This is a genomic window from Exiguobacterium sp. s91 (assembly GCF_018618915.1).
In the GTDB taxonomy this organism is placed as follows: domain Bacteria; phylum Bacillota; class Bacilli; order Exiguobacteriales; family Exiguobacteriaceae; genus Exiguobacterium_A; species Exiguobacterium_A abrahamii.
Window position 1 is genome coordinate 266,073 of sequence record NZ_JACSMZ010000002.1, and the last position, 19,393, is coordinate 285,465.

A 19,393-nucleotide genomic window follows, 5' to 3' on the forward strand; every position below is an offset into this window, starting at 1 on the left:
GCTACCCCTGCTCGCGCCAATCAAGCCCCAATTCAAAAATAAAAACGTTCCGATGACGTCTCTCTCCCCAAACGGAGACGCAATCGGAACGTTTTTCTGTATTCACACTGGTGTTTTCGTATAGACAGGCGCCTCTGGAATCGTGTCATATAACATATGGTCGACGATTCGTTTGGTCGCTTCTCCGTCCTGATACGTAAAGAACTGATTCGCAAATGTCTCGATTTTCTGTGTATCGAATTGCCCACGTTTAATCCAAGCAATGACGTCTTCGAACGTCGACACGATTGGTCCCGGTACGAACGTTTCATATGGGAAGTAGAAATCGCGTTCTGCTTTATACGACTGAAGATCGTTAACGAGAAAAATCATCGGCTTCTGCAACAAGGCAAACTCAAAGATGACAGACGAATAATCCGTAATCAGAATATCCGCAATCTGCATCAAATCATTGATGTCCGGATAGTCTGTCATGTTAATGATTTGATCCGTATACGCGTCCGGTACGACGGGTGGATTGAGAACAAACGGGTGCATGCGAAGCAAGAGGACTGTATCCGGTCCAAGCTCTCGACGGAACTTCTCAAAATCAAGCTCTTGATCGTAATGTGCCGTTGTCTGTCCATTTCCTCGGAACGTCGGCGCGAGTAAGATGATTCGTTTCTTGCGCCATTCTGGATATCGGTCATACAACTTTTCTCGAACACGGGCTTGACGTGCTGTGTTCAGTAGCTGATCCGTCCGTGGAACCCCTAATGGATAGATCCTTTTCTGCTCCATTCCGAAAGCATCCGCATATGGTGCGATACATGCTTCACCAGAAACATAGACCTTGCTATAGTTCCGGTGAATCTGGACCATCTTCAAATAATCATCATCCGGTGAATAGGATTTATCAAGCACACTATAGCCGAACTTTTTAAAGGCTCCACAAGCATGCCATAGCTGAATGACTTCTGTCCCTTCCCGTAAGGACGACACATATACAGGGTAATAATAATCATCAATGATGAAGTAACGAGCAGTCGCTAACTCGTACGTCGCTCGCATCATATGAAAGACGTATTGAATTTGTCCCGCCAACGATTGAGGGAATCGCTTTAACAAAAAAACGTATTCATACCCTAAGTCGCGACGTTCGAGTTCATCGTAGACGGCACGAAAGTTATCGACAAGACGATCGGAACGATACGTCGCAAAGACGACTTTTTTCGGTTGAATCGGTAACCGTTTCGTCAACCAGTACGTCACAGCAAGCAGATAGTGGACCGTCCGTCGTTGCAATAACCGAATTTTTTGTTTCATAGACGATTCTCCTCTTTTTCAGCGCACATCGTTACATGCACCATTCCATGACCGTCTTTCCGAACCGGTTCGTTAAATCGTTTTCAAACGCTTTATGGATATCTTCGATTTGTCGAATTTGGAAGACGCCTGAAACAAGGTTCGATAAATAAGCTGGAATATCAGGATGTGCTTGATACAATTCCATCGTCCGTGCGAAATCAGCCGGTGTACTCCGACTTGAACCATAGACACGAAGACCTTTTTCAAGAATCATCCGCGTGTTGATCGCGACGGCATCCTCTGATACACCGAGTAACGCCATCGTGCCTTCCGGAATGATATAGTCGATCATCTGATTGATCGCATATTGACTGCCAATTCCCCCAACACATTCGAAACCGTGGTTGAAGGAGACATCGGCTGGAATCTGATCGATGTGGTACGTCTCGTCTGCAAACGAGAAATAGTCAAGCTTCGACTGCGTTTTGCCAAAGACAAGTAATTTCGCTTCCGGATACAACTTACGTAGCAAGAGTGCTGTGATGAAGCCAAGGTTCCCGTCACCCCACACTCCGAACGTCTCGCGACGAGGATGGGCAATCTTTTCGAAACGAGTCAAGGCATGGACCGATACACTGACGAGTTCAGTGAATGCCGCGACTTCAGGGTCAAGATCAGCCGGTACTTCGACAAGGCGGTCTGCTTTTAAGAACACATAGTCTTGCATATAGCCATCGTATCCACTCGAACGGAAACGACTCGTTCGCAAATAGTTTTCACCGATGATGTCATCTTCTTCCGTCGGTGTATTCGGAACCATCGCGACGAGTGTTCCCTTCTTGAATGTTCCACTCGGATCATGTACGACTTTTCCGATGCCTTCATGAATCATGGCCATCGGTAATTTTTTCGCCAATACTTCCGCACTACGGCTACCCGTGAAGTAGCGTTGATCCGCGTGACAAATCGATAAATACGTTGGACGCACGACAACACGATCGGTATTCAATGACCGTTCATCATACGTCACTTCGATTTGACGCGGGGCGACGAGTTGATAGACTTGGTTAATCATTGATGAATCCGCTCCTTCAAGATAGCATTCGCAATCCGTAGGTCGTATGGTGTCGTCACTTTAATATTGAACAGTTCACCCGTGACGAGCGCCACATCTTCTCCTTTAAGTAAAAGAATCTTACAAGCATCCGTCAAAATCGCTCGTTCTTCCGTCGAAAGCGACTCATAATGCGATTTCAACTTCGTGATCTGGAAACTTTGTGGTGTCTGTCCTTGATACATTTGATCACGAACCGGAATATCCGTGATCGTTTTACCGTTCGTTGAAGCGACGATCGTATCGATTGCTGAAATGACCGTATCGCATGAGCCGAATTCTTGTGCTGCTTCAATGTTTTCTTTAATAATGCGGTGCGTCAAGAACGGACGGACGGCGTCGTGTGTGACGATGATATCTTCCTCAGACAGACCGTTTTTCTCTTCGATCCAGTTCACCGCTGCCATGATCGATTCATTTCGATCCTGTCCACCCGGTGTAATGACGAGGCGTTCATCTTTTCCGATGTATTTCTCCAAAATATCGCGCGTATAGTTAATCCAAGCAGTCGGTGTGACGATGATGATGCGGTCAAAATCCTCATGTAATAGGAATTTCTCTACTGTATGGACGATGATTGGACGTTCTCCGATCGATAAGAATTGTTTCGGTCGATCGACATTCCCCATCCGTGTTCCTTTTCCTCCAGCTAAAATGGCTGCATAAATCATCTTCTGACGCAGTGTCTCGTTGGCTCTTTCAAACGAGACGATCTGCTTCCCTCCCTTATGAAATAATCGAATTTCGGTTTTCTTTCCCTAGCGTTCAGGGTATGTGTAATGATGCAGTCTGTGTTGAAGTGTTATTTTACAAAAACACAAAAAAATAAAGAAATCCCTATTAATTTTAATGTCTCACGATATAATGAGTGGTGATTTCTAGTTTCACTATACTATGTTCACGTAAAATTTAAAAATCTATCATGATTGTGTAAATGCATTGTAATTATTCAAGCGAGGAGAGATGGTTTTGATAGAAGAGACACTGACCCCTACCTTACATGCTGAGGTCACCTACTTGGAATTAGCTGGAACGACGTTTCGTTTCGAAGCACGTTTAAGTGGATTGGCTGATTTTTTGCGTGCCGAACAAACGTTATTTGAAAATCCTACATCGCAACAGCAACCTGAACTTGAGGAACATGACGATGAGTATATTCAGTCTGAACCTACTGAAGCATTGGTACCGCTTGAACGTGCCATCGTCTTTCGTAATAAACGAAACAAACGGACGTTCATTTGCCGCTTTCCGTTCGAAGGTGACTGGACGGAAGAGTCCTTTACAGGCGAATTGAATCTGAATCATATCACGCCGACCGGTCGTCCATTGCCGATGGGCTATTTTGATGCGTTCTTCGCCATCGTCCAAGGAAAGACGATCTTACATGAAGCGCCTTTTGGTGATACGCGTTCGTTAATCCCGGTCGCTTACCGCGTCGATACAAAACATAGTAACGCCTTGATCTTACTCGAATATGAACTTGTCGTGCAGTATTCGGAATACAGCAACTCTTTAGGTTTCCATTCCCTGAAGAAAGGCGAATCGAAACGTCTAATCCAAGTCATCGATCGCTATAAGAAGTGGAAGAAGAACATGAAGAAGCGCGCGTTCAAGTTCCGCCGTTTCACATTTAAGGCGATTTATAACGTCACGAAATGGACGCAACCAATCCAAGAGAACAAAGTCATCCTCGCTTCGGATTCGCGGAGTGATATCAGTGGGAACTTTGCTTATATCTTGGATGAAGTCAAACGCCGCGATTTAGATCTTGATGTGAAAACCTTCTTCAAACCGAATCTTCAGTCTCGTCGTGATTGGCGTGACAAATTTGCCTTGCCATACCACTTAGCGACAGCAAAGACGATTCTTGTCGATGACTTCTATCCGATGATCTACCCGTTGAACATTCGTAAAGGCAGTGATTTGGTTCAAGTCTGGCATGCCGTTGGCGCCTTCAAGACATTCGGGTATAGCCGTCTCGGAAAACCAGGTGGTCCAAGCGCGAACTCGCTCAGCCATCGAAATTATACGAAAGCGATCGTCAGCTCGCATAATGTCGCCCGTCATTATGCTGAAGGCTTCGGGTTACGGGAAGATCAAGTCATCGCGACCGGTATTCCACGGACGGATATGTTCTTTGATCAACCGTTCATCGAGGAAGCGAAAGCACGTATCTATGAGGAATATCCCATCTTCAAACAAAAGAAAGTCATCATGTTCGCGCCGACGTTCCGAGGAAATGGTGCGAAGAGTGCCTATTATGATTTTGATCAACTCGATCTCGATGCGCTGTACGAAGCACTTCATGAGGAGTACGTCTTCGTCCTTAAACTGCATCCATTCATCCGCCGCCGGATGGAGATTCCAGAAGTCTACGCTGACTTCTTCCTCGATTTGACGGATCATCGTGAAATCAATGAGTTGCTTTTCGTCTCAGACATCTTGATTACGGATTACTCATCGACTTGTTTCGAGTTCTCCCTATTGAATCGACCGATGTTGTTCTTCGCGTATGACCTTGAGGACTATATCTCAAAACGTGATTTCTATTACGACTTCGAGGAATTCGTTCCGGGTCCAATCGTCAAGACATCAGAAGAGTTGATTGAACGGATTAAAAACAAAGACTTCGAAATGCATAATGTCAAAGCATTCGCAGAATATTTCTTTGAACATCAAGACGGAAAATCGAGTGCCCGGTTTGTTGATCAAATCCTGCTGGGTGAGAAAAAATGAATCGCTCCATCAAACCAGTGACCACACCAGCGTACGATCATTGGCTTGGGAACTATAAGGTCTTACTCATCTTCATGGTCGTCTTCGGTCATTTGATCGAGACGTTCCGTGATTTACCGGGAAACGATAGTGTAAGGATGGCGTATAATGTCATTTACTTGTTGCACATGCCCGCCTTCATCTTCATGAGCGGCTACTTTTTCAAACAAGTTCGACCGCAACGCATTCTCGCCTTCGTTGCCCTGTATTTCATCTGGCAATCGATTCACGAAATCTATTTATCCTACACGCAGGATGATTCCTTACGTGAGATGCTCGATGGGTTACTCCATCCGCTCGTTCCGAATTGGACGCTTTGGTATCTGCTTGGGATCATCATTTGGCAAACCGTCACACCGGCATTCCGGGTGATGCGTTTCCCGCTGATCGTCAGTGTCTTATTTGCCTTGTTGATCAATGCCAATCCAGACTCGATCACGAACTTCCTGTCGTTACAAAAAGTCGTCAGTTTTTATCCGTTCTTCTTGATGGGTTACCTCGTCAAAGAGCGTGGTTGGTTGACAGACGCTGGCTGGCGAAAGCAGATGACGGCACCGATCGGTCGACTGATTGGACTAATCGTCTCACTCTTGATTGCCGTCTTCATGATTGTCTGGACGAAAAACGGATTTGATACGGTCTGGCTCTTCTACCGCGACACCTACGGGGAATTTGAAGTCTCGCTTCTGAAGGGAGCAGCGATTCAATTGTTCCTCTATGCCGTCAGTACGATCATGATCTTCTCGGTCTTGTTGCTCGTGCCGCATCGGTCATTCGGAGATCGATTCGACCAGATCGGCATCCAGACTCTTTCGATCTACTTGATTCACTCGTTCATCGTCCGTTTGTTCCGTGATTCAGTTCCACCAGCCATTACGGAGTCGCCCCTGTTACTGATTGGACTGTCGTTCTTGCTCGCTACCGGATTCGTCTGGTTGCTGTCGAGTCGCCCCGTCGTGACAATCTTCCGACCGTTGCTGTCACCGAACATCAAATGGTTATTAAAAAAAGACCAATAAATCTGAACCGAGGCTGACTCAAAAGTCAGTCTCTACAAAGATAAGGGTGGCAGAATAAAAATCCGCCACCCTTATCTCGTAACACAAAAAATGGCGCGTCACACGCCACTCCTACAGGAAAAGCGCATTTATGCGCTGTCAGAGACGAACAAGACCCGCTTTCCTGCTTAAATGAAGCAGGAAAACTGGCTTGTGTCTCGCCTGAGGAAAGGGCGTGAAAAGACGCGTCATTCTTTTTTGAGTCAGCCCCTTTTTCGAATCCTCGACTCGTCTGCGTTGACAGGCACTTTAGCTTGAATCTAAGATAATGAAGGTGAAACAAATAACCGCTTACAGAAAGCGGGTCGAAAGAAGGGGTCCCCTTGCACGCGGATCAACGAAAAAAATTAACGGTCCTCATGATCAATATGTTTATTGCGGTCGGGAGCTTCGGGATCATCATTCCGATTCTACCCGCTTACTTAGCGTCAATTGGACAAGGTGGGACGGCGGCTGGGTTAATGATCGCCATCTTTGCCGGAGCACAACTCGTCATGTCACCGATTGCCGGAAAATGGGCGGACCAATACGGTCGTCGCAAGATGATCATCTATGGATTGATCGGCTTGACGCTCTCGATGTTTGTCTTCTACTTCTCCAATTCCGTCACGGTCCTCTACATCTCGCGCGCAATCGGCGGTGCCGGTGCTGCACTTCTGATTCCAGCGATTTTTGCTTACGTCGCGGACATCACGACGATGGATCAACGCGCAAAAGGAAACAGTTACGTCTCAGCTGCGATGTCACTCGGAATCGTCATCGGTCCTGGAATTGGTGGATTCCTCGCCGAATACGATTTAAAATTGCCACTCCTCGTCTCAGCGATCGTCTCGGGTCTTGCCGTCTTATTCAGCGTCCTGTTACTTCAAGAAAGCGAACAACACGATGCGACAGCGATGGCACCAGACGAAGGGTCGATGCTTAAGAAACTGGGGACATCGTTTAAGAAACCGTACTTCGTACCGCTCGTCATTACACTCGTCATGAGCTTCGGTCTCATGGCATACGAATCAGTCCTTGGTCTATTCGTCGATGACCAATTCGGTGCTTCACCGAAAGACATCGCGATCATGGTGACGTCGACCGGGATCATCAGTGTCATTGCTCAAATCTTCATCGTCGATAAGCTGTCACGTAGCCTCGGAGAAGGAAAGGTCTTGAACCTATTCCTGTTCATCGCAGCGCTCGGCTTCCTATTGTCATTATTGACATCAAGTTACGGTGGATTCTTTGCGATTACCCTTGTCATCTTCCTTGCGACATCAATTTTACGTCCCGTCTTGAATACGATGATTTCAAAACTCGCTGGTAATGAGCAAGGCTTTGCTATGGGGATGAACAACGCCTACATGAGCATCGGGAACGTGCTCGGACCGACGCTTGCGGGTGTCCTATATGACGTCAATATTCTCTATCCGTTTGCACTCGGTCTGATTTTCCTCGTCGTGACGTTCATCGGATCGTTCATCTGGCAGAAACGTCAATCGCGTTTAATTAAAAAAGTCGAACAAACTTCTTAACGTCAAAAAAGCAATGCGTTCCCGATTTTTTATTCGGAAGCGCATTGCTTTTTCATTCATTCATTCATTCATTGCTTTTAAATCACCTGTTCCAAAGTCAGCATCAAAGGCACGACACCAAATGACGACACGGCTATGTTTCGTCAAATCGACGTCTTTTGGAATCATATAGTTCTGATTTCCTTGATTCCCTTTTAAGGCACCGAGACGAATTCCATCTGCTGTATTTTCACCGGGTTCGACCAAATACACAAACAGATCCGGACCGTTCGTCGTTTGAAAATCTTCAAAACGTAGATACAATGCACCGTCTACAGTTAGCGTCTTAACGTCCCCTGATGTTTTGTAATTTTTTTCACCGTTCATGAATGTACCTGAAAATACAGTTTCTGTTTCTTCAGGAGAAGGTTGTGACGTTTCGGGGGTGTTTTCCTCCTCTTTTTGTTCCACTGTCGAAGAACCTGGTGGCAGTCCTTCATCGACTGATTCATTCAAAAAAAGAGGTGATGCGAGCCACCAAACTAAAGCCAGTACGAAAACAATGACGATTCCCACGATGACTTTTGATCCTGTTCGCACTACTTCCACTCCATTCCTCTATTAGAGAATCGCAATTTAACCATATTGTTTTTGATGTTCCCGTTTTAACGCCAAGTACTCTTCATCCGCCCGAATCAAATCCCATTTTTCTTGGAAGATGGCCGCAGATTTTGCTTTTTCTTCGTCGATCTCGCGCGTGTGCAATTCTTTGGTCTCTTTATCTTTATATTTACGCCCACCCTTATAGTTCGCGTAACGTCGTGCGCGCGTATGCCCCATCTGAATGAACTTCCGTGCCATATCCATACCGACGAAGTCTCCGTCTTCTTTATAAGCTAAATACATCTCATAAATTTTTTCAGACGATTCCTTCGCGATGTCCGGCGTCTTAAAACGCCAATGCGGCAAAATCTCACTTTTATAAGGTTCGACGAGTAAGACCCCTTGCTCCCCGCGTCCAACTCGGTACTTTTCCGGCTCCTTGCGAAAATCCGTCGTCTTGAAATCAAGCTCGTAATCAAACGGCATCCCGGTCACGCTCCCTTCTACTTCGAAACGTTCCCTTCCCGTCCGTTCATCAATCCTCGATCCGGTAGAGTCCTTGCGTATAAATCGTTGCTAGGACATGTGCAATCTCTTCGATCGTCGCTGTCGCCTCTTCACGGACGACTTCGAATAAGTACATCTCGTTCGCGAAGAACCAACCACGGGCGACGAGTTTCGGATCGACATCCTGCCGCGCGAGTCCTGTCTCCTGCGCATATTGAATATCCTGACTGATCCGATCAATGAAGCGTTCCCGAATCGCTTTCCATTTCGCACGGACGATGTAAGAAACACCGATTGCTTGTTCGACAACCCGTAGTATCGCTCGTTCTTCTTCCGCGAGACGCAAGAAATCCGTCGCTTGCGTCACGATGCGTTCCTTTGCCTCTAGCGGCGTCGTCGGTTCGAATGTTCGTTCCGCGATCGCGTGGAAGCGGCTCATGACATCTTCCATCAAGACGACGAGCAGCTCATCTTTTCCTTCAAAATGGACATAAGCCGTTCCGTAGCCGACGCCAGCTTGTTTAATCACTTGTGAAATCGTTGCCGTTTGAAACCCTTGTTCTAAGAAGACGTCACGTGCCGCACTCAACAGTTTCTCGCGTGTCCGCACTGTGCGCAGATGACGTTTATCGATTTTTTCTGGTTGAGAAGATGACATGTCCTTCACTCCTTTTGTTTTCTCTATTCGATAATATTGACACAATGTCAATTTGTTTGCTACGCTTTTGTCAAAATTGATTGAACATTCATTTGAGGAGGATGACGTATGACACTGCAAGCAAAACGGACCGATGCTGTTACTCAGGATGAGCAAGATGCACTCGCTGCCTATCGTGATGAGTTTTATCTGCAACCGGGTAGTATCTATATGGACGGAAACTCGCTCGGCTTATTGTCGAAGCGTGCCGAGAAGACGTTGCTCGAGTCGCTATCAGACTGGAAAGAACTCGGAATCAATGGCTGGATGAAAGGACGTCATCCTTGGTTTGAATTATCGGAACGTCTCGCTGCTCTCAACGCTCCGCTCGTCGGCGCACAAGCTGAAGAAGTCATGGTCACTGGTTCGACGACCGTCAATCTCCATCAACTCGTCGCGACATTCTTCCAACCAACAGAAGGACGAGATAAGATTTTAGCGGATGCGCTGACGTTCCCGTCGGATATCTATGCCCTCCAAAGCCAACTTCGCTTACGTGGTCTGGATCCGGAGACACATCTCATCCAAGTACCGAGTCGGGACGGTCGCTTTTTAGAAGAAGACGATATCATCGCCGCGATGACGGATGATATCGCGTTAATCGTCTTGCCGGCGGTACTTTACCGAAGTGGACAAATTCTCGATATGGAGCGTTTGACGAAGGCGGCACATGACCGTGGCATCCTGATTGGTTTTGATGGTTGTCATTCCGTCGGAGCCGTTCCCCACGCGTTCCATGACTGGGGCGTCGACTTTGCCTACTGGTGTAATTACAAACACTTGAACGGTGGTCCTGGAACGGTTGGTGGATTATTCGTCCACGAACGTCATTTCGGAACGTTGCCTGGTCTGACGGGCTGGTTTGGTTCGCGGAAGGATAAGCAGTTCGATATGGATCATACGATGACACCGGCGGCACATGCCGGTGCCTTCCAGATCGGGACACCACACGTCTTAAGTCTCGCTCCACAAATCGGTGCATTAGAGATGTTTGACGAAGTCGGTATCGAAGCCGTTCGGACGAAATCACTCGCGTTGACGCAGTACATGATGGAACTCGTCGAGCAGGAACTCACACCGTACGGTTTCGTCATCGGAAATCCGATCGACGATAAACGCCGCGGGGCGCATCTCAGCCTCGAGCACCCGGAAGCAGCACGGATCTGTAAAGCACTCAAGGAAAATCGGATCATTCCCGATTTTCGGGCGCCAAACATCGTCCGTCTAGCACCCGTCGCGCTCTATAATACGTTTACCGATGTCTATGACGTCGTCGCGACACTCAAACGAATCATGAAAGATAAAGAATACGAACGTTTCGCGAATGAACGCGAAGTCGTTGCTTAAGGAGTACACCATGGAACAACCTACTGAACTACGGCGTGAACTCAAGACACGCCAACTCACGATGATTGCAATGGGCTGTGCGATCGGAACCGGTCTTTTCCTCGGAAGTGGACTTGCGATCGGGCTTGCCGGACCGAGCGTTTTGATCAGTTACGCTGTCGGCGCCTTCATCGTCCTACTTTTAATGGGCTGTCTGGCTGAAATGACGGTCGCTCATCCAACATCTGGCTCGTTCGGTACGATTGCCGAACGATACATTAGTCCATATGCGGGTTTTCTCGTCCGCTATTCATACTGGATCGCAAATGTTCTCGCGATCGGCGTTGAAGTCAGTGCGATTGCCATCTATATGAAATACTGGTTCCCGGACGTTCCCGGAGTCGTCTGGATTCTCGTATTCGCTGCCGCGTTGATTTACATCAATGCCACGACAGTCAATACGTTCGCGACCTTCGAATACTGGTTCTCAGTCATTAAAATCAGTGCCATCTTGCTATTCATCCTGCTCGGTGCCTACTTGGTCATCGGTAGTCCAAGTCCTGAGATTGGTCCACAAAACTTCACGAATGATGGTGGTTTCATGCCATTCGGTTTCTCGGGTCTCTGGATTGCGATCTTCATCTCTCTGTTCAGCTTCCTCGGAACGGAATTGATTGCCGTAACCGCTGGTGAAGCGAAGGACCCGGACGTTGCCGTACCGAAAGCATTAAAAGCAACGGTCTTCCGTCTTTCGACGTTTTATGTCATCACGATTGCTTTGATGTTGATGATCGTCCCGTGGCAACAAGCAGGCGGTGTCGATCAAAGTCCGTTCGTTAAAGTAATGGAGATGCTATCGATTCCGTATGCAGGCGGCATCATGAACTTCATCATCCTGACGGCGGCGCTGTCTGCGATGAACAGTCAACTGTATGCTTCGACACGGATGATGTATTCGTTATCGAAGGCAACGTATGCGCCAAAAGTATTTGGGCGTTTGAATCGAAAAGGTGTACCGCTCTTCGCACTCGCCTTGTCGACACTTGGGATTTTTCTCGCGGGGATCATCAGCAGTCAATCGAGCGTTTCTTATCCATTCATGATGGGAATTTCGATGTTCGGGGCGATTTTCACATGGTTCATGATTTTCATCTCCCATCTGTACTTCCGTAAAGCCTGGGAACGTGAAGGTGGACGGACGTTACCGGTTCGGATGATGGGCTATCCCTATCTGACTGCCCTCGGTGCGTTGCTATTATTCGCACTCGTCCTAACGACATGGTTCACGGATTTCCAAATCGTCTTGAAGTTTGGCGTACCGTGGTTAGTGTTCTTATCGATCGCCTATTTCTTCTGGAAACGGGCGCATCCGGAACAACCACAGACCGCTGAAAAACGAAAACTGAATTAACATGATAAAGGGGCTGAATGGGAATGACAAAGACAGATCCTACGTCTATTGAAGCATCGATTCAAACGGATTTTAAAAAAGATATGTCCTACGGGGATTATTTACAACTAGATCCATTGCTTACGAGTCAACATCGCTTATCGGGGCATCATGACGAGATGCTGTTCATCATCATTCATCAAACGAGCGAACTCTGGATGAAGCTGATCCTGCATGAGATGCGAGCAGCGACGCAAGCGGTCGCAAACGATGATCTCGAATCATCCTTTAAAATGCTCGCACGTATCTCAAAGATTCAGCACCAGTTGATTCAGTCGTGGAATGTCTTGTCGACCTTGACCCCTGCCGAATATCTGGAATTCCGTGACGCGCTTGGTCACTCATCCGGTTTTCAATCGTATCAAAACCGTCAAATCGAATTCGCGCTCGGCTTCAAGAATGAGCAGATGCTAAAAGTGTATGCGCATGACGAAACACTCTATCCGATGATGCTGAAAGATCTGAAGACACCAAGCATCTACGACGAAACAATCCGGGCGATGGCGCGCCATGGGCTACCGATCGACGAATCCGTCCTCGAACGTGATGTCACGCAAGACTGGACGCCGAATGCAAGTGTCGAAGCGGCTTGGGCAAGCGTCTATCGGGATGTCGAACAATACTGGGATTTGTATGAACTCGGCGAAAAATTACTCGATATCGGGAGCCAGCAACAGATGTGGCGCTTTAACCATATGAGTACCGTCGAACGGATCATCGGACAAAAGCCAGGAACGGGCGGTTCTTCTGGTGTCAGTTATCTACGACGTGTGCTCGACCACCGATTCTTCCCGGAACTGTGGTCAGTCCGCACGACATTATGAGGAGGATGAAGCGATGACACGATGGATTGATGTTTCACAACCACTTGATCGCCACGTCACGACGTGGCCGGGAGATACACCGTTTGAAGCGACATTGACATGGAATAAGGCAGACACCGGTTCCGTTAACGTCGGAAAGGTAACGATGAGTCTGCATACTGGCACTCATGTCGACGCGCCGTTTCATTTTGACGATGCCGGACAAAAAATCATCGATCTTGATCCGGATCTCTACATCGGACATGCGCGCGTCATTTACTTACCAGGTCGTACAGAAATCACAGCCGCTGATTTAGATGGCTTTGAGCTAAATGATGTCCAGCGCTTGATCATCAAAACAGATGGTTGGATCGACAAATCAACTTTCCCAGAAACGATTCCCGTCTTGACGCCAAGTCTTGCTGAGCGTCTCGGAGAACTCGGGATTTCGCTGATTGGTCTCGACTTACCAAGCGTCGATGCGATCGATAGTAAGGAAATGGCGGCCCATCACGCACTGGCGCAGCATGGAGTCCATATCCTCGAAGGACTCGTCCTTGATGCGATCACGCCTGGTGATTACCACCTCAACGCTGTTCCACTTCCGCTCGTCGACGGCGACGGTAGTCCCGTCCGTGCCTTACTTCGTCCATACTAAAAAATCCGTCCAGCAGGCGCTCTGCTGGACGGATTTTTTGTTACTTAGGTAGTGGTTCGAACAAACTGGCTTCGATTTGACGAACGACATGTCCTAGGACCGCAAGCGATGGATCAACCTCGAATCCTTGATCCAAGGAGTGATTCGCTCCTTCCATGATATCAATCGTCAGTTGTGAGGTGCGACACGTTTCAAGTGCCGCTTCATCATAAAACTTATCGGCTGTTCCGATGACGAGGAGTCCAGCTTGCGACGAATTGGCGATTTGTTCAGCCACTTCAGTCAGGACGGGTGTTAAGAAGACAAAGCGTGCTGTCTGTAGACTCGGCTTAGCAAGTAATGCCGCTAGCGGAATCGTTCCTAACGACTTTGCGATGAACTGAACGTTTTCGTATGTATGTGTCGCCAGCACTTCAGAGACGACAGCGTCGACCCGACGTGTCATGCAGGTATTCGATTCAGTGTCTGACATCGAAAATAAATCTTCCGTCACATAATGAATACAGATGACATCGATGTCTCGAGCTAGTAGTGCCATCCGGCTGTAGTAGAAGTAAGGATGGTCGTACAAATAAGATGCTCCCGAGATCAAGAAGCAGACCTGTTTGGATCCCATTTGAAAATGATCATATGAAACGGTCGTCTGATCGACGACGATAGATGATTGTGTAATGCGCATGAAATCCCTCCGCGTTTTTTCTAGACTTTACCATTTCAAAAGTAGACTGTCATGTCTTTTTCGGCTCTCCCTTATAAACTAAAAAAGGCGATGCACCACATTGGGTCATCGCCAATCCTATATCTTTATCCAATTGGAGCAAAAACGGACTGTTCGACTTGTTTTAATTCATAGAACGCCCCTTGTCGCGCCATCAATTCGGCATACGTTCCGACTTCGATGACTTGACCTTGATCCATGACGATGATTTGATCCATCGCTTCAAGACCTGCTAACCGGTGGCTAACAAGGACAAGTGTCGCGTCCGCTGCCCGTGCGAACAGTCGATCGAGAATCATCTGTTCCGTCAAAGCATCGACGGAAGACGTTGGTTCGTCAAGCAAGTAAAGCGACGCTTCCCGCAAAAGCACACGGGCAATTGCTAAGCGTTGTTTTTCTCCTCCAGACAAGTTCTCGCCTTTTTCAAATACACGATCGTTTAATTCGAACGTCGTTAATCCGACATCATCGAGCGCTTGACGCATCGCCTCGTCCGTTGCTGCTTCGTTCGCGAGCAATAGATTATCGCGAAGCGTTCCATAAAAGTAATGATTCTGTTGGAGGACGACATTCGCATGTTGCCAAAGTCCTTCCGGATCAACCGTCTGACTGTCTTGACCAGCAATCGTTAATCCGTCTGTCGGATACATCCGTAACATCAATTGAAGTAACGTGGATTTCCCGGAACCACTCGCCCCGACAATCGCCGTCTTCTTGCCAGCAGGAATCGAGACGGTGACGTCACGTAAGACCGGACGCGGTGCATCAGGGAAAGTGAACGTCAACGCGTTCGTTTCAAAGGATGGTGCCTGATTGAGAACAAACGTGTCATAAGTTGGCTCTTCTTGCTCGGTCACGACTTCATCAAGTCGTTTCGCAGCATGCCGGCTATCTTCGAAAAAGCCCGGTAAAATCGCCATCGGTGCGGCGTTTTCAAAAACGGTCAGCGATGTCATGACGAGTAAAGCGAGGAAGACCCCTTCGAGCTGTCCACTCGCGACGAGATAGGCACCGACACCAAGAACGAGCCAAGAGATGATCAGCGTCACCATCGTATTCAAGGCCAAGTTCGAGACGGCGTGTAACCCATTACGTTTTTCTTCCTCGACATACCGTTTCGCGACGGCATTCAAGTCCTGTTCTTTTTGATCAAGTTGCTGGTAAATCTTTAAGTCACGATAGCCTTGGAACAACTCTGTCACTTCTGTCGAAAGATCACCACGTCGGACACGAACTGAGCGTGCAAAACGTTGTTCGCGGTACGCGAACCAACCCGGAATCAAGAAACCGGTCAGAATCAAACCAAGTAATAGAATCCCGGCAATCGTCCACGAGAAGAAACTGACGAAAAAGATCGTACAGAAGAAGACAAGCAACAAGACGATCGGTGGATAGAGAACACGTAAGAACGTATTTTGCAGACTCTCGACGTCCCCGACGATCCGAGCAAGTAAATCCCCACTCCGGTATTTGCCGAAAATTCCTGGCGCGAGCGGCTCGAGTCTCCGGTAGAACGACGTCCGGATATCACTGAGGATCGTAAACGTCGCCCGGTGCGAATAATAACGTTCCGCATATCGACTGGCGGCACGTGTCAGACTCGAGATTTTTTGTAGCGCAATCAGGACGGCAAGCGTCTGGATCGGTGGCAATAAGGCTGCCTTTGAAATCAGGTAACCACTTGCTGCGAATAACCCGACCGCCGTCACTCCAGCGAGGACACCGAAGAAGATCGACCAGGCGATATCGCGTTTTTGATGCACCATCAACCGAAAGACTCCTAATAGTTCCTTCATCGTGTTTCCTCCCCTCTCTGGACGCTACGCATCCGGGCATATTCCGAATCACGTCCAAGCAGTTCATCGTGCGTACCACGATCGACGATTCGTCCGCCGTCGAGGACGACGATTTGATCTGAGCGCTCGATCGTATGCAGGCGGTGTGCGACAGTGATGACTGTCGCTGTTTGTCCAAGCTGTTCGATCGCTTGTTGGAGCAGTCGCTCCGTTTTGACGTCGAGTCCTGTCGTCGGTTCATCAAAGACGATGACGTTCGGTCGTTTCAAGAACGCTCGTGCCAACGCAACGCGCTGTTTCTCGCCACCTGATAGACCACGTCCGCCTTCTCCAATTACTGTGTCAATCCCTTCAGGTAACGTCGCAATCAACTCCTCGAGTCCTGCTGCCTGCGCCGCCTCAAAGATTTCTTCCGGCGTCGCTTGACGGAGTTCACCGATCGCAATGTTTTCTGCCAGCGTTCCGGCATACAGATAAGGATGTTGCGAGATGTAGCTCAACTGACGGAACCAACTCGCTTCCTCCACCTGACTGCGATTAATCCCGTCAAGCAGAATCCGTCCTTCTTTTGGATCCGCGAGTCCGGCAATCAACTGCAAGACAGTCGACTTACCGGCACCACTGCGACCGATCAACGCCACCTTTTGATACGGTTCAATCGCAAGTGTCACGTCTTGTAAGGCAAAGCGTCCTTCTTGATACGTAAAATCAACTTCATCCAAGACGATTCGTGGTGGACGGTTCATCGAAAGTTCTGATTGACCGAAGGCAACAGGACGATCGTCTGCCGTTAGTTCGGCTGCGATCTGTTTCGCTGCCGCGACACTACCGCGTCCCGTATGGAAGGCAGCTCCCATCTCTTTTAAGGCAAGATAGTATTCTGGTGCCAACACGAGCATCAAGAACGCCGGGATGAAGGTAATGCTTTGGAACAAAATCAACCGCAGACTGACTTCAAGTGCAATCATTCCCATGCTGAGCATCGAGATGAACTCAAGCATCAACGACGACAAGAAGGCGAGCTTCAAGACCGTTAACGTCGCATCCCGGAAATCAAGACTGCTTTTTTCGATGACGTCACGTTGTCGTTTCGCACGACCAAATAACTTCAAGGTCGTCAGTCCTTGCAACGTATCAAGGAAAGTTCCCGAGAATGCCGTCATCTTCTCGAGTTGAGCATCCGCCCGCTTTTGCGTCATGATGCCGATGATGATATAGAACAACGGAATGAACGGTGCTGTGATCATCATGACGAGACCGGTGATCCAGTCATAGCTGAATGCCGCGATCAAGACCATCAAGGGAACGATCGTCGTCTGGACGACTTTCGGCAAGTACTGACTGTAGTAGCTGTCCATCTCGTCTACAGCGTCGAGCAAGACACTGACCTTCTGTCCCGCTTGCCCTTGTAGCATCATCTCGACCGAACGACCCGTGTATTTCGCAACGAGCGCTTCCCGAAGCGCCTGCTTCATGTGTGCCGATAACGTCGTACCGAGACGACCGTTCCAATACGTCACGGCGACCCGGAGCAACAGCATCCCGAGGACAACGAGCAGTAACGGAATGACGGCTTCAAACGGTTGTTCTTTCAAGAAAATCCGATCGACCGTCAACACGATACCAAACGATTGACCGACGACCGCAACCCCCATCAGGAAAGCTGCAATGATGAATTGAATGAGAATACTGCGTGGAATCTCGACGATTCCTTTTAATGGATTCATATACAAACGTCCTTTCACAAAGTGTGAACGACTTTTAGTGAATATTTTCACATATCGTACATTTAGTATACCGAATCCGGAACGGGGATGCCATGCAGATGCTGTCGAAAAGGTGTGACGGTTTTGTGAGAGCATATGACTCGACAATTCTTTCGAATAAAACTATTATGGATATACATTATCTACGTTTAACGAAAGGGGACTTCTCATGCAAATGAAAACCGGGGTCGAGCAATCTGTCTACGCGATGTTGCTCTTGACCTTCCTTCCGGATCGCGCTGTGTTGCCCGGTGAATTCATCAGCCAGCAACTTGGTGCCTCGCCGACTTATTTCCAAAAGCTCTTACGAAAACTCGTCCAAGCGGATCTGTTGTATTCCGTACCGGGTGTCAAAGGCGGCTTTCGTTTACGGCGTCCGGCAGACGAAATTCAAATCTTTGATGTCTATCAGGCAATCGAGGGCAAACAGACGTTGTATGCGTCAAGCGGTGTCTTCGAGGATTTGATGGGAATTCAGGAACAGGAAATCGGTCTACTCTCGAATCTAATGACAGAGGCGGAAGAGGCGTGGCAATCGACGTTGAAGCGCGAATCGATCGGCTCGATCCGTCAAGCAATCGACGCCTCCTGTCCACCGGAACATTTAGAACGGTTGCATGCGTTAATCACAAACCGGATGATGACACTTTAATGAACAGAAAGAGGTTTTTACTATGGTATTGAATCGTTATTTTGACTTATTCGACGCGTCACGCACGGACGCACAAGCTTTTGAGGACCTCGTTTCCTTATTCACGACAGACATCACGTTCGTTCTGAACGGACAACCAAAGCACGGCATCGACGCCTGGAAACAGTTCGTCCGTCATGTGTTCACGGCGAATCAGGATATTAAGCATATGTATGCGGGCTGGGAAGAAACAACACCAGGAACGTATGAAACACGCTGGGCAGTTTGCGGAAAACGGGCAGACGGTAGTGTCTTCACACAAGACGGAAAAGATATCGCACGTCTCGATGAAAACGGACGGATCGCTTACCTGGAGAACGTTCCAGATGATCCGACGATGTTCCGTTCATAAGAAGCTTTTAAATAACGAAAACCTGTGTTCCGCGCAAGCAGAACACAGGTTTTTTTGGTATTTAGCGCTTCAGTACGAGTCGTTTCAACAAATAGCCTGTGATGACAAGTAATGACGCAATGGCGAAATAGACCATGTAGATCAACAAGTCCGGCGCAAATCGTGACACGATGTACGTCAATCCGACGACAGCCGTATAGAGCAATAGAAATAGACTGATGTGCTTCAACTTCGACACTCCCCTTTGAATCCTTCCCTCTTCTTTACGAAAACAATTGGAAGATGTTTCAAGA

19 protein-coding genes are annotated in these 19,393 nt (G+C 48.1%); 9 read left to right on the forward strand and 10 right to left on the reverse strand.

Translation table 11 applies throughout. The features are described 5' to 3' along the window. Positions 1-102: 102 nt before the first annotated feature. The 3 genes from KNQ06_RS12775 to KNQ06_RS12785 are packed head-to-tail and all read right to left on the reverse strand — an operon-like array spanning position 103 to position 3,072. Positions 103-1,305: a CDP-glycerol glycerophosphotransferase family protein gene (locus KNQ06_RS12775; RefSeq protein ID WP_149426643.1), complete on the reverse strand. Its 1,203-nt coding sequence runs from the start codon at positions 1,303-1,305 to the stop codon at positions 103-105. A 31-nt stretch (positions 1,306-1,336) separates the two neighbouring features. Further along, positions 1,337-2,362 (reverse strand): ribitol-5-phosphate dehydrogenase, encoded by a 1,026-nt coding sequence (locus KNQ06_RS12780; protein WP_064300479.1) that lies wholly within the window; start codon positions 2,360-2,362, stop codon positions 1,337-1,339. Beyond that, positions 2,359-3,072 carry an IspD/TarI family cytidylyltransferase gene (locus KNQ06_RS12785; protein ID WP_056064491.1) on the reverse strand — a complete coding sequence of 238 codons (714 nt, stop codon included), beginning with the start codon at positions 3,070-3,072 and terminating at the stop codon, positions 2,359-2,361. The genes KNQ06_RS12780 and KNQ06_RS12785 overlap by 4 nt, the downstream gene beginning before the upstream one ends. Before the next feature lie 298 nt (positions 3,073-3,370). Here KNQ06_RS12785 and KNQ06_RS12790 point away from each other — a divergent pair, with 298 nt between their 5' ends. The 3 genes from KNQ06_RS12790 (at position 3,371) to KNQ06_RS12800 (ending at position 7,754) form a co-directional block, all read left to right on the forward strand. Beyond that, on the forward strand, positions 3,371-5,137 hold the full coding sequence (locus KNQ06_RS12790) for a CDP-glycerol glycerophosphotransferase family protein (protein ID WP_231884708.1): 1,767 nt from the start codon (positions 3,371-3,373) through the stop codon (positions 5,135-5,137). After that, on the forward strand, positions 5,134-6,195 hold the full coding sequence (locus KNQ06_RS12795; RefSeq protein ID WP_214771998.1) for an acyltransferase family protein: 1,062 nt from the start codon (positions 5,134-5,136) through the stop codon (positions 6,193-6,195). Before KNQ06_RS12790 ends, KNQ06_RS12795 begins: the two co-directional genes overlap by 4 nt. A gap of 362 nt (positions 6,196-6,557) precedes the next feature. Then, positions 6,558-7,754, forward strand: a complete 1,197-nt coding sequence (locus KNQ06_RS12800; protein WP_149426640.1) for an MFS transporter — start codon at positions 6,558-6,560, stop codon at positions 7,752-7,754. Positions 7,755-7,814: 60 nt separating this feature from the next. Here KNQ06_RS12800 and KNQ06_RS12805 read toward each other — a convergent pair whose 3' ends face one another. From KNQ06_RS12805 to KNQ06_RS12815, 3 genes are read right to left on the reverse strand one after another with little or no spacing between them, the layout of a single operon-like run. Beyond that, positions 7,815-8,342: a DM13 domain-containing protein gene (locus KNQ06_RS12805; RefSeq protein WP_215148509.1), complete on the reverse strand. Its 528-nt coding sequence runs from the start codon at positions 8,340-8,342 to the stop codon at positions 7,815-7,817. Positions 8,343-8,369: 27 nt separating this feature from the next. Beyond that, the gene (locus KNQ06_RS12810; protein WP_215148511.1) at positions 8,370-8,822 is read right to left on the reverse strand and encodes a DUF4385 domain-containing protein; all 453 of its coding nucleotides are present in this window, start codon (positions 8,820-8,822) and stop codon (positions 8,370-8,372) included. Positions 8,823-8,871: 49 nt separating this feature from the next. Further along, positions 8,872-9,501: a TetR/AcrR family transcriptional regulator gene (locus KNQ06_RS12815; RefSeq protein ID WP_215148513.1), complete on the reverse strand. Its 630-nt coding sequence runs from the start codon at positions 9,499-9,501 to the stop codon at positions 8,872-8,874. A gap of 108 nt (positions 9,502-9,609) precedes the next feature. Here KNQ06_RS12815 and kynU point away from each other — a divergent pair, with 108 nt between their 5' ends. From kynU to kynB, 4 genes are read left to right on the forward strand one after another with little or no spacing between them, the layout of a single operon-like run. After that, entirely contained in the window at positions 9,610-10,887 is a 1,278-nt protein-coding gene (kynU, locus tag KNQ06_RS12820) for a kynureninase (protein ID WP_215148515.1), read from the forward strand. Between the two features lie 10 nt (positions 10,888-10,897). Next, entirely contained in the window at positions 10,898-12,277 is a 1,380-nt protein-coding gene (locus KNQ06_RS12825; protein WP_251133565.1) for an amino acid permease, read from the forward strand. Between the two features lie 23 nt (positions 12,278-12,300). Next, on the forward strand, positions 12,301-13,140 hold the full coding sequence (gene kynA / locus KNQ06_RS12830) for a tryptophan 2,3-dioxygenase (RefSeq protein ID WP_215148517.1): 840 nt from the start codon (positions 12,301-12,303) through the stop codon (positions 13,138-13,140). Between the two features lie 13 nt (positions 13,141-13,153). Next, the gene (gene kynB / locus KNQ06_RS12835; RefSeq protein WP_029343146.1) at positions 13,154-13,777 is read left to right on the forward strand and encodes an arylformamidase; all 624 of its coding nucleotides are present in this window, start codon (positions 13,154-13,156) and stop codon (positions 13,775-13,777) included. Between the two features lie 40 nt (positions 13,778-13,817). On the opposite strand, the gene KNQ06_RS12840 is transcribed toward kynB, so the two are convergent. From KNQ06_RS12840 to cydD, 3 genes are all read right to left on the reverse strand, one after another. Next, a complete protein-coding gene (locus KNQ06_RS12840) occupies positions 13,818-14,456 on the reverse strand; it encodes a cyclase (protein ID WP_215148519.1) in 639 nt (212 codons plus the stop codon). 125 nt (positions 14,457-14,581) lie between these two features. Continuing rightward, positions 14,582-16,291, reverse strand: coding sequence for a thiol reductant ABC exporter subunit CydC (cydC, locus tag KNQ06_RS12845; RefSeq protein WP_215148521.1), 1,710 nt, complete (start codon positions 16,289-16,291; stop codon positions 14,582-14,584). Continuing rightward, the gene (gene cydD, locus KNQ06_RS12850; RefSeq protein WP_215148523.1) at positions 16,288-18,018 is read right to left on the reverse strand and encodes a thiol reductant ABC exporter subunit CydD; all 1,731 of its coding nucleotides are present in this window, start codon (positions 18,016-18,018) and stop codon (positions 16,288-16,290) included. The genes cydC and cydD overlap by 4 nt, the downstream gene beginning before the upstream one ends. 208 nt (positions 18,019-18,226) lie before the next feature. On the opposite strand from cydD, the gene KNQ06_RS12855 reads away from it, so the two are divergent. Beyond that, the gene (locus KNQ06_RS12855) at positions 18,227-18,709 is read left to right on the forward strand and encodes an Rrf2 family transcriptional regulator (protein WP_215148525.1); all 483 of its coding nucleotides are present in this window, start codon (positions 18,227-18,229) and stop codon (positions 18,707-18,709) included. A 22-nt stretch (positions 18,710-18,731) separates the two neighbouring features. After that, positions 18,732-19,100 carry a nuclear transport factor 2 family protein gene (locus KNQ06_RS12860; RefSeq protein ID WP_029343141.1) on the forward strand — a complete coding sequence of 123 codons (369 nt, stop codon included), beginning with the start codon at positions 18,732-18,734 and terminating at the stop codon, positions 19,098-19,100. Between the two features lie 61 nt (positions 19,101-19,161). Here the strand turns inward: KNQ06_RS12860 and KNQ06_RS12865 are convergent, their stop codons facing one another. After that, positions 19,162-19,329, reverse strand: coding sequence for a hypothetical protein (locus tag KNQ06_RS12865; protein ID WP_214724810.1), 168 nt, complete (start codon positions 19,327-19,329; stop codon positions 19,162-19,164). Positions 19,330-19,393: the final 64 nt, after the last annotated feature.

What these genes read in the sequence shown, in the direction of transcription:
- KNQ06_RS12780 (WP_064300479.1), bottom strand. Translation starts at nt 2,362, where the DNA reads ATGATTAACCAAGTCTATCAACTCGTCGCCCCGCGTCAAATCGAAGTG.
- KNQ06_RS12795 (WP_214771998.1), top strand. Translation starts at nt 5,134, where the DNA reads ATGAATCGCTCCATCAAACCAGTGACCACACCAGCGTACGATCATTGG.
- cydC (WP_215148521.1), bottom strand. Translation starts at nt 16,291, where the DNA reads ATGAAGGAACTATTAGGAGTCTTTCGGTTGATGGTGCATCAAAAACGC.
- KNQ06_RS12810 (WP_215148511.1), bottom strand. Translation starts at nt 8,822, where the DNA reads ATGCCGTTTGATTACGAGCTTGATTTCAAGACGACGGATTTTCGCAAG.
- KNQ06_RS12840 (WP_215148519.1), bottom strand. Translation starts at nt 14,456, where the DNA reads ATGCGCATTACACAATCATCTATCGTCGTCGATCAGACGACCGTTTCA.
- KNQ06_RS12815 (WP_215148513.1), bottom strand. Translation starts at nt 9,501, where the DNA reads ATGTCATCTTCTCAACCAGAAAAAATCGATAAACGTCATCTGCGCACA.
- KNQ06_RS12785 (WP_056064491.1), bottom strand. Translation starts at nt 3,072, where the DNA reads ATGATTTATGCAGCCATTTTAGCTGGAGGAAAAGGAACACGGATGGGG.
- kynB (WP_029343146.1), top strand. Translation starts at nt 13,154, where the DNA reads ATGACACGATGGATTGATGTTTCACAACCACTTGATCGCCACGTCACG.
- kynU (WP_215148515.1), top strand. Translation starts at nt 9,610, where the DNA reads ATGACACTGCAAGCAAAACGGACCGATGCTGTTACTCAGGATGAGCAA.
- cydD (WP_215148523.1), bottom strand. Translation starts at nt 18,018, where the DNA reads ATGAATCCATTAAAAGGAATCGTCGAGATTCCACGCAGTATTCTCATT.
- KNQ06_RS12825 (WP_251133565.1), top strand. Translation starts at nt 10,898, where the DNA reads ATGGAACAACCTACTGAACTACGGCGTGAACTCAAGACACGCCAACTC.
- kynA (WP_215148517.1), top strand. Translation starts at nt 12,301, where the DNA reads ATGACAAAGACAGATCCTACGTCTATTGAAGCATCGATTCAAACGGAT.
- KNQ06_RS12860 (WP_029343141.1), top strand. Translation starts at nt 18,732, where the DNA reads ATGGTATTGAATCGTTATTTTGACTTATTCGACGCGTCACGCACGGAC.
- KNQ06_RS12855 (WP_215148525.1), top strand. Translation starts at nt 18,227, where the DNA reads ATGCAAATGAAAACCGGGGTCGAGCAATCTGTCTACGCGATGTTGCTC.
- KNQ06_RS12775 (WP_149426643.1), bottom strand. Translation starts at nt 1,305, where the DNA reads ATGAAACAAAAAATTCGGTTATTGCAACGACGGACGGTCCACTATCTG.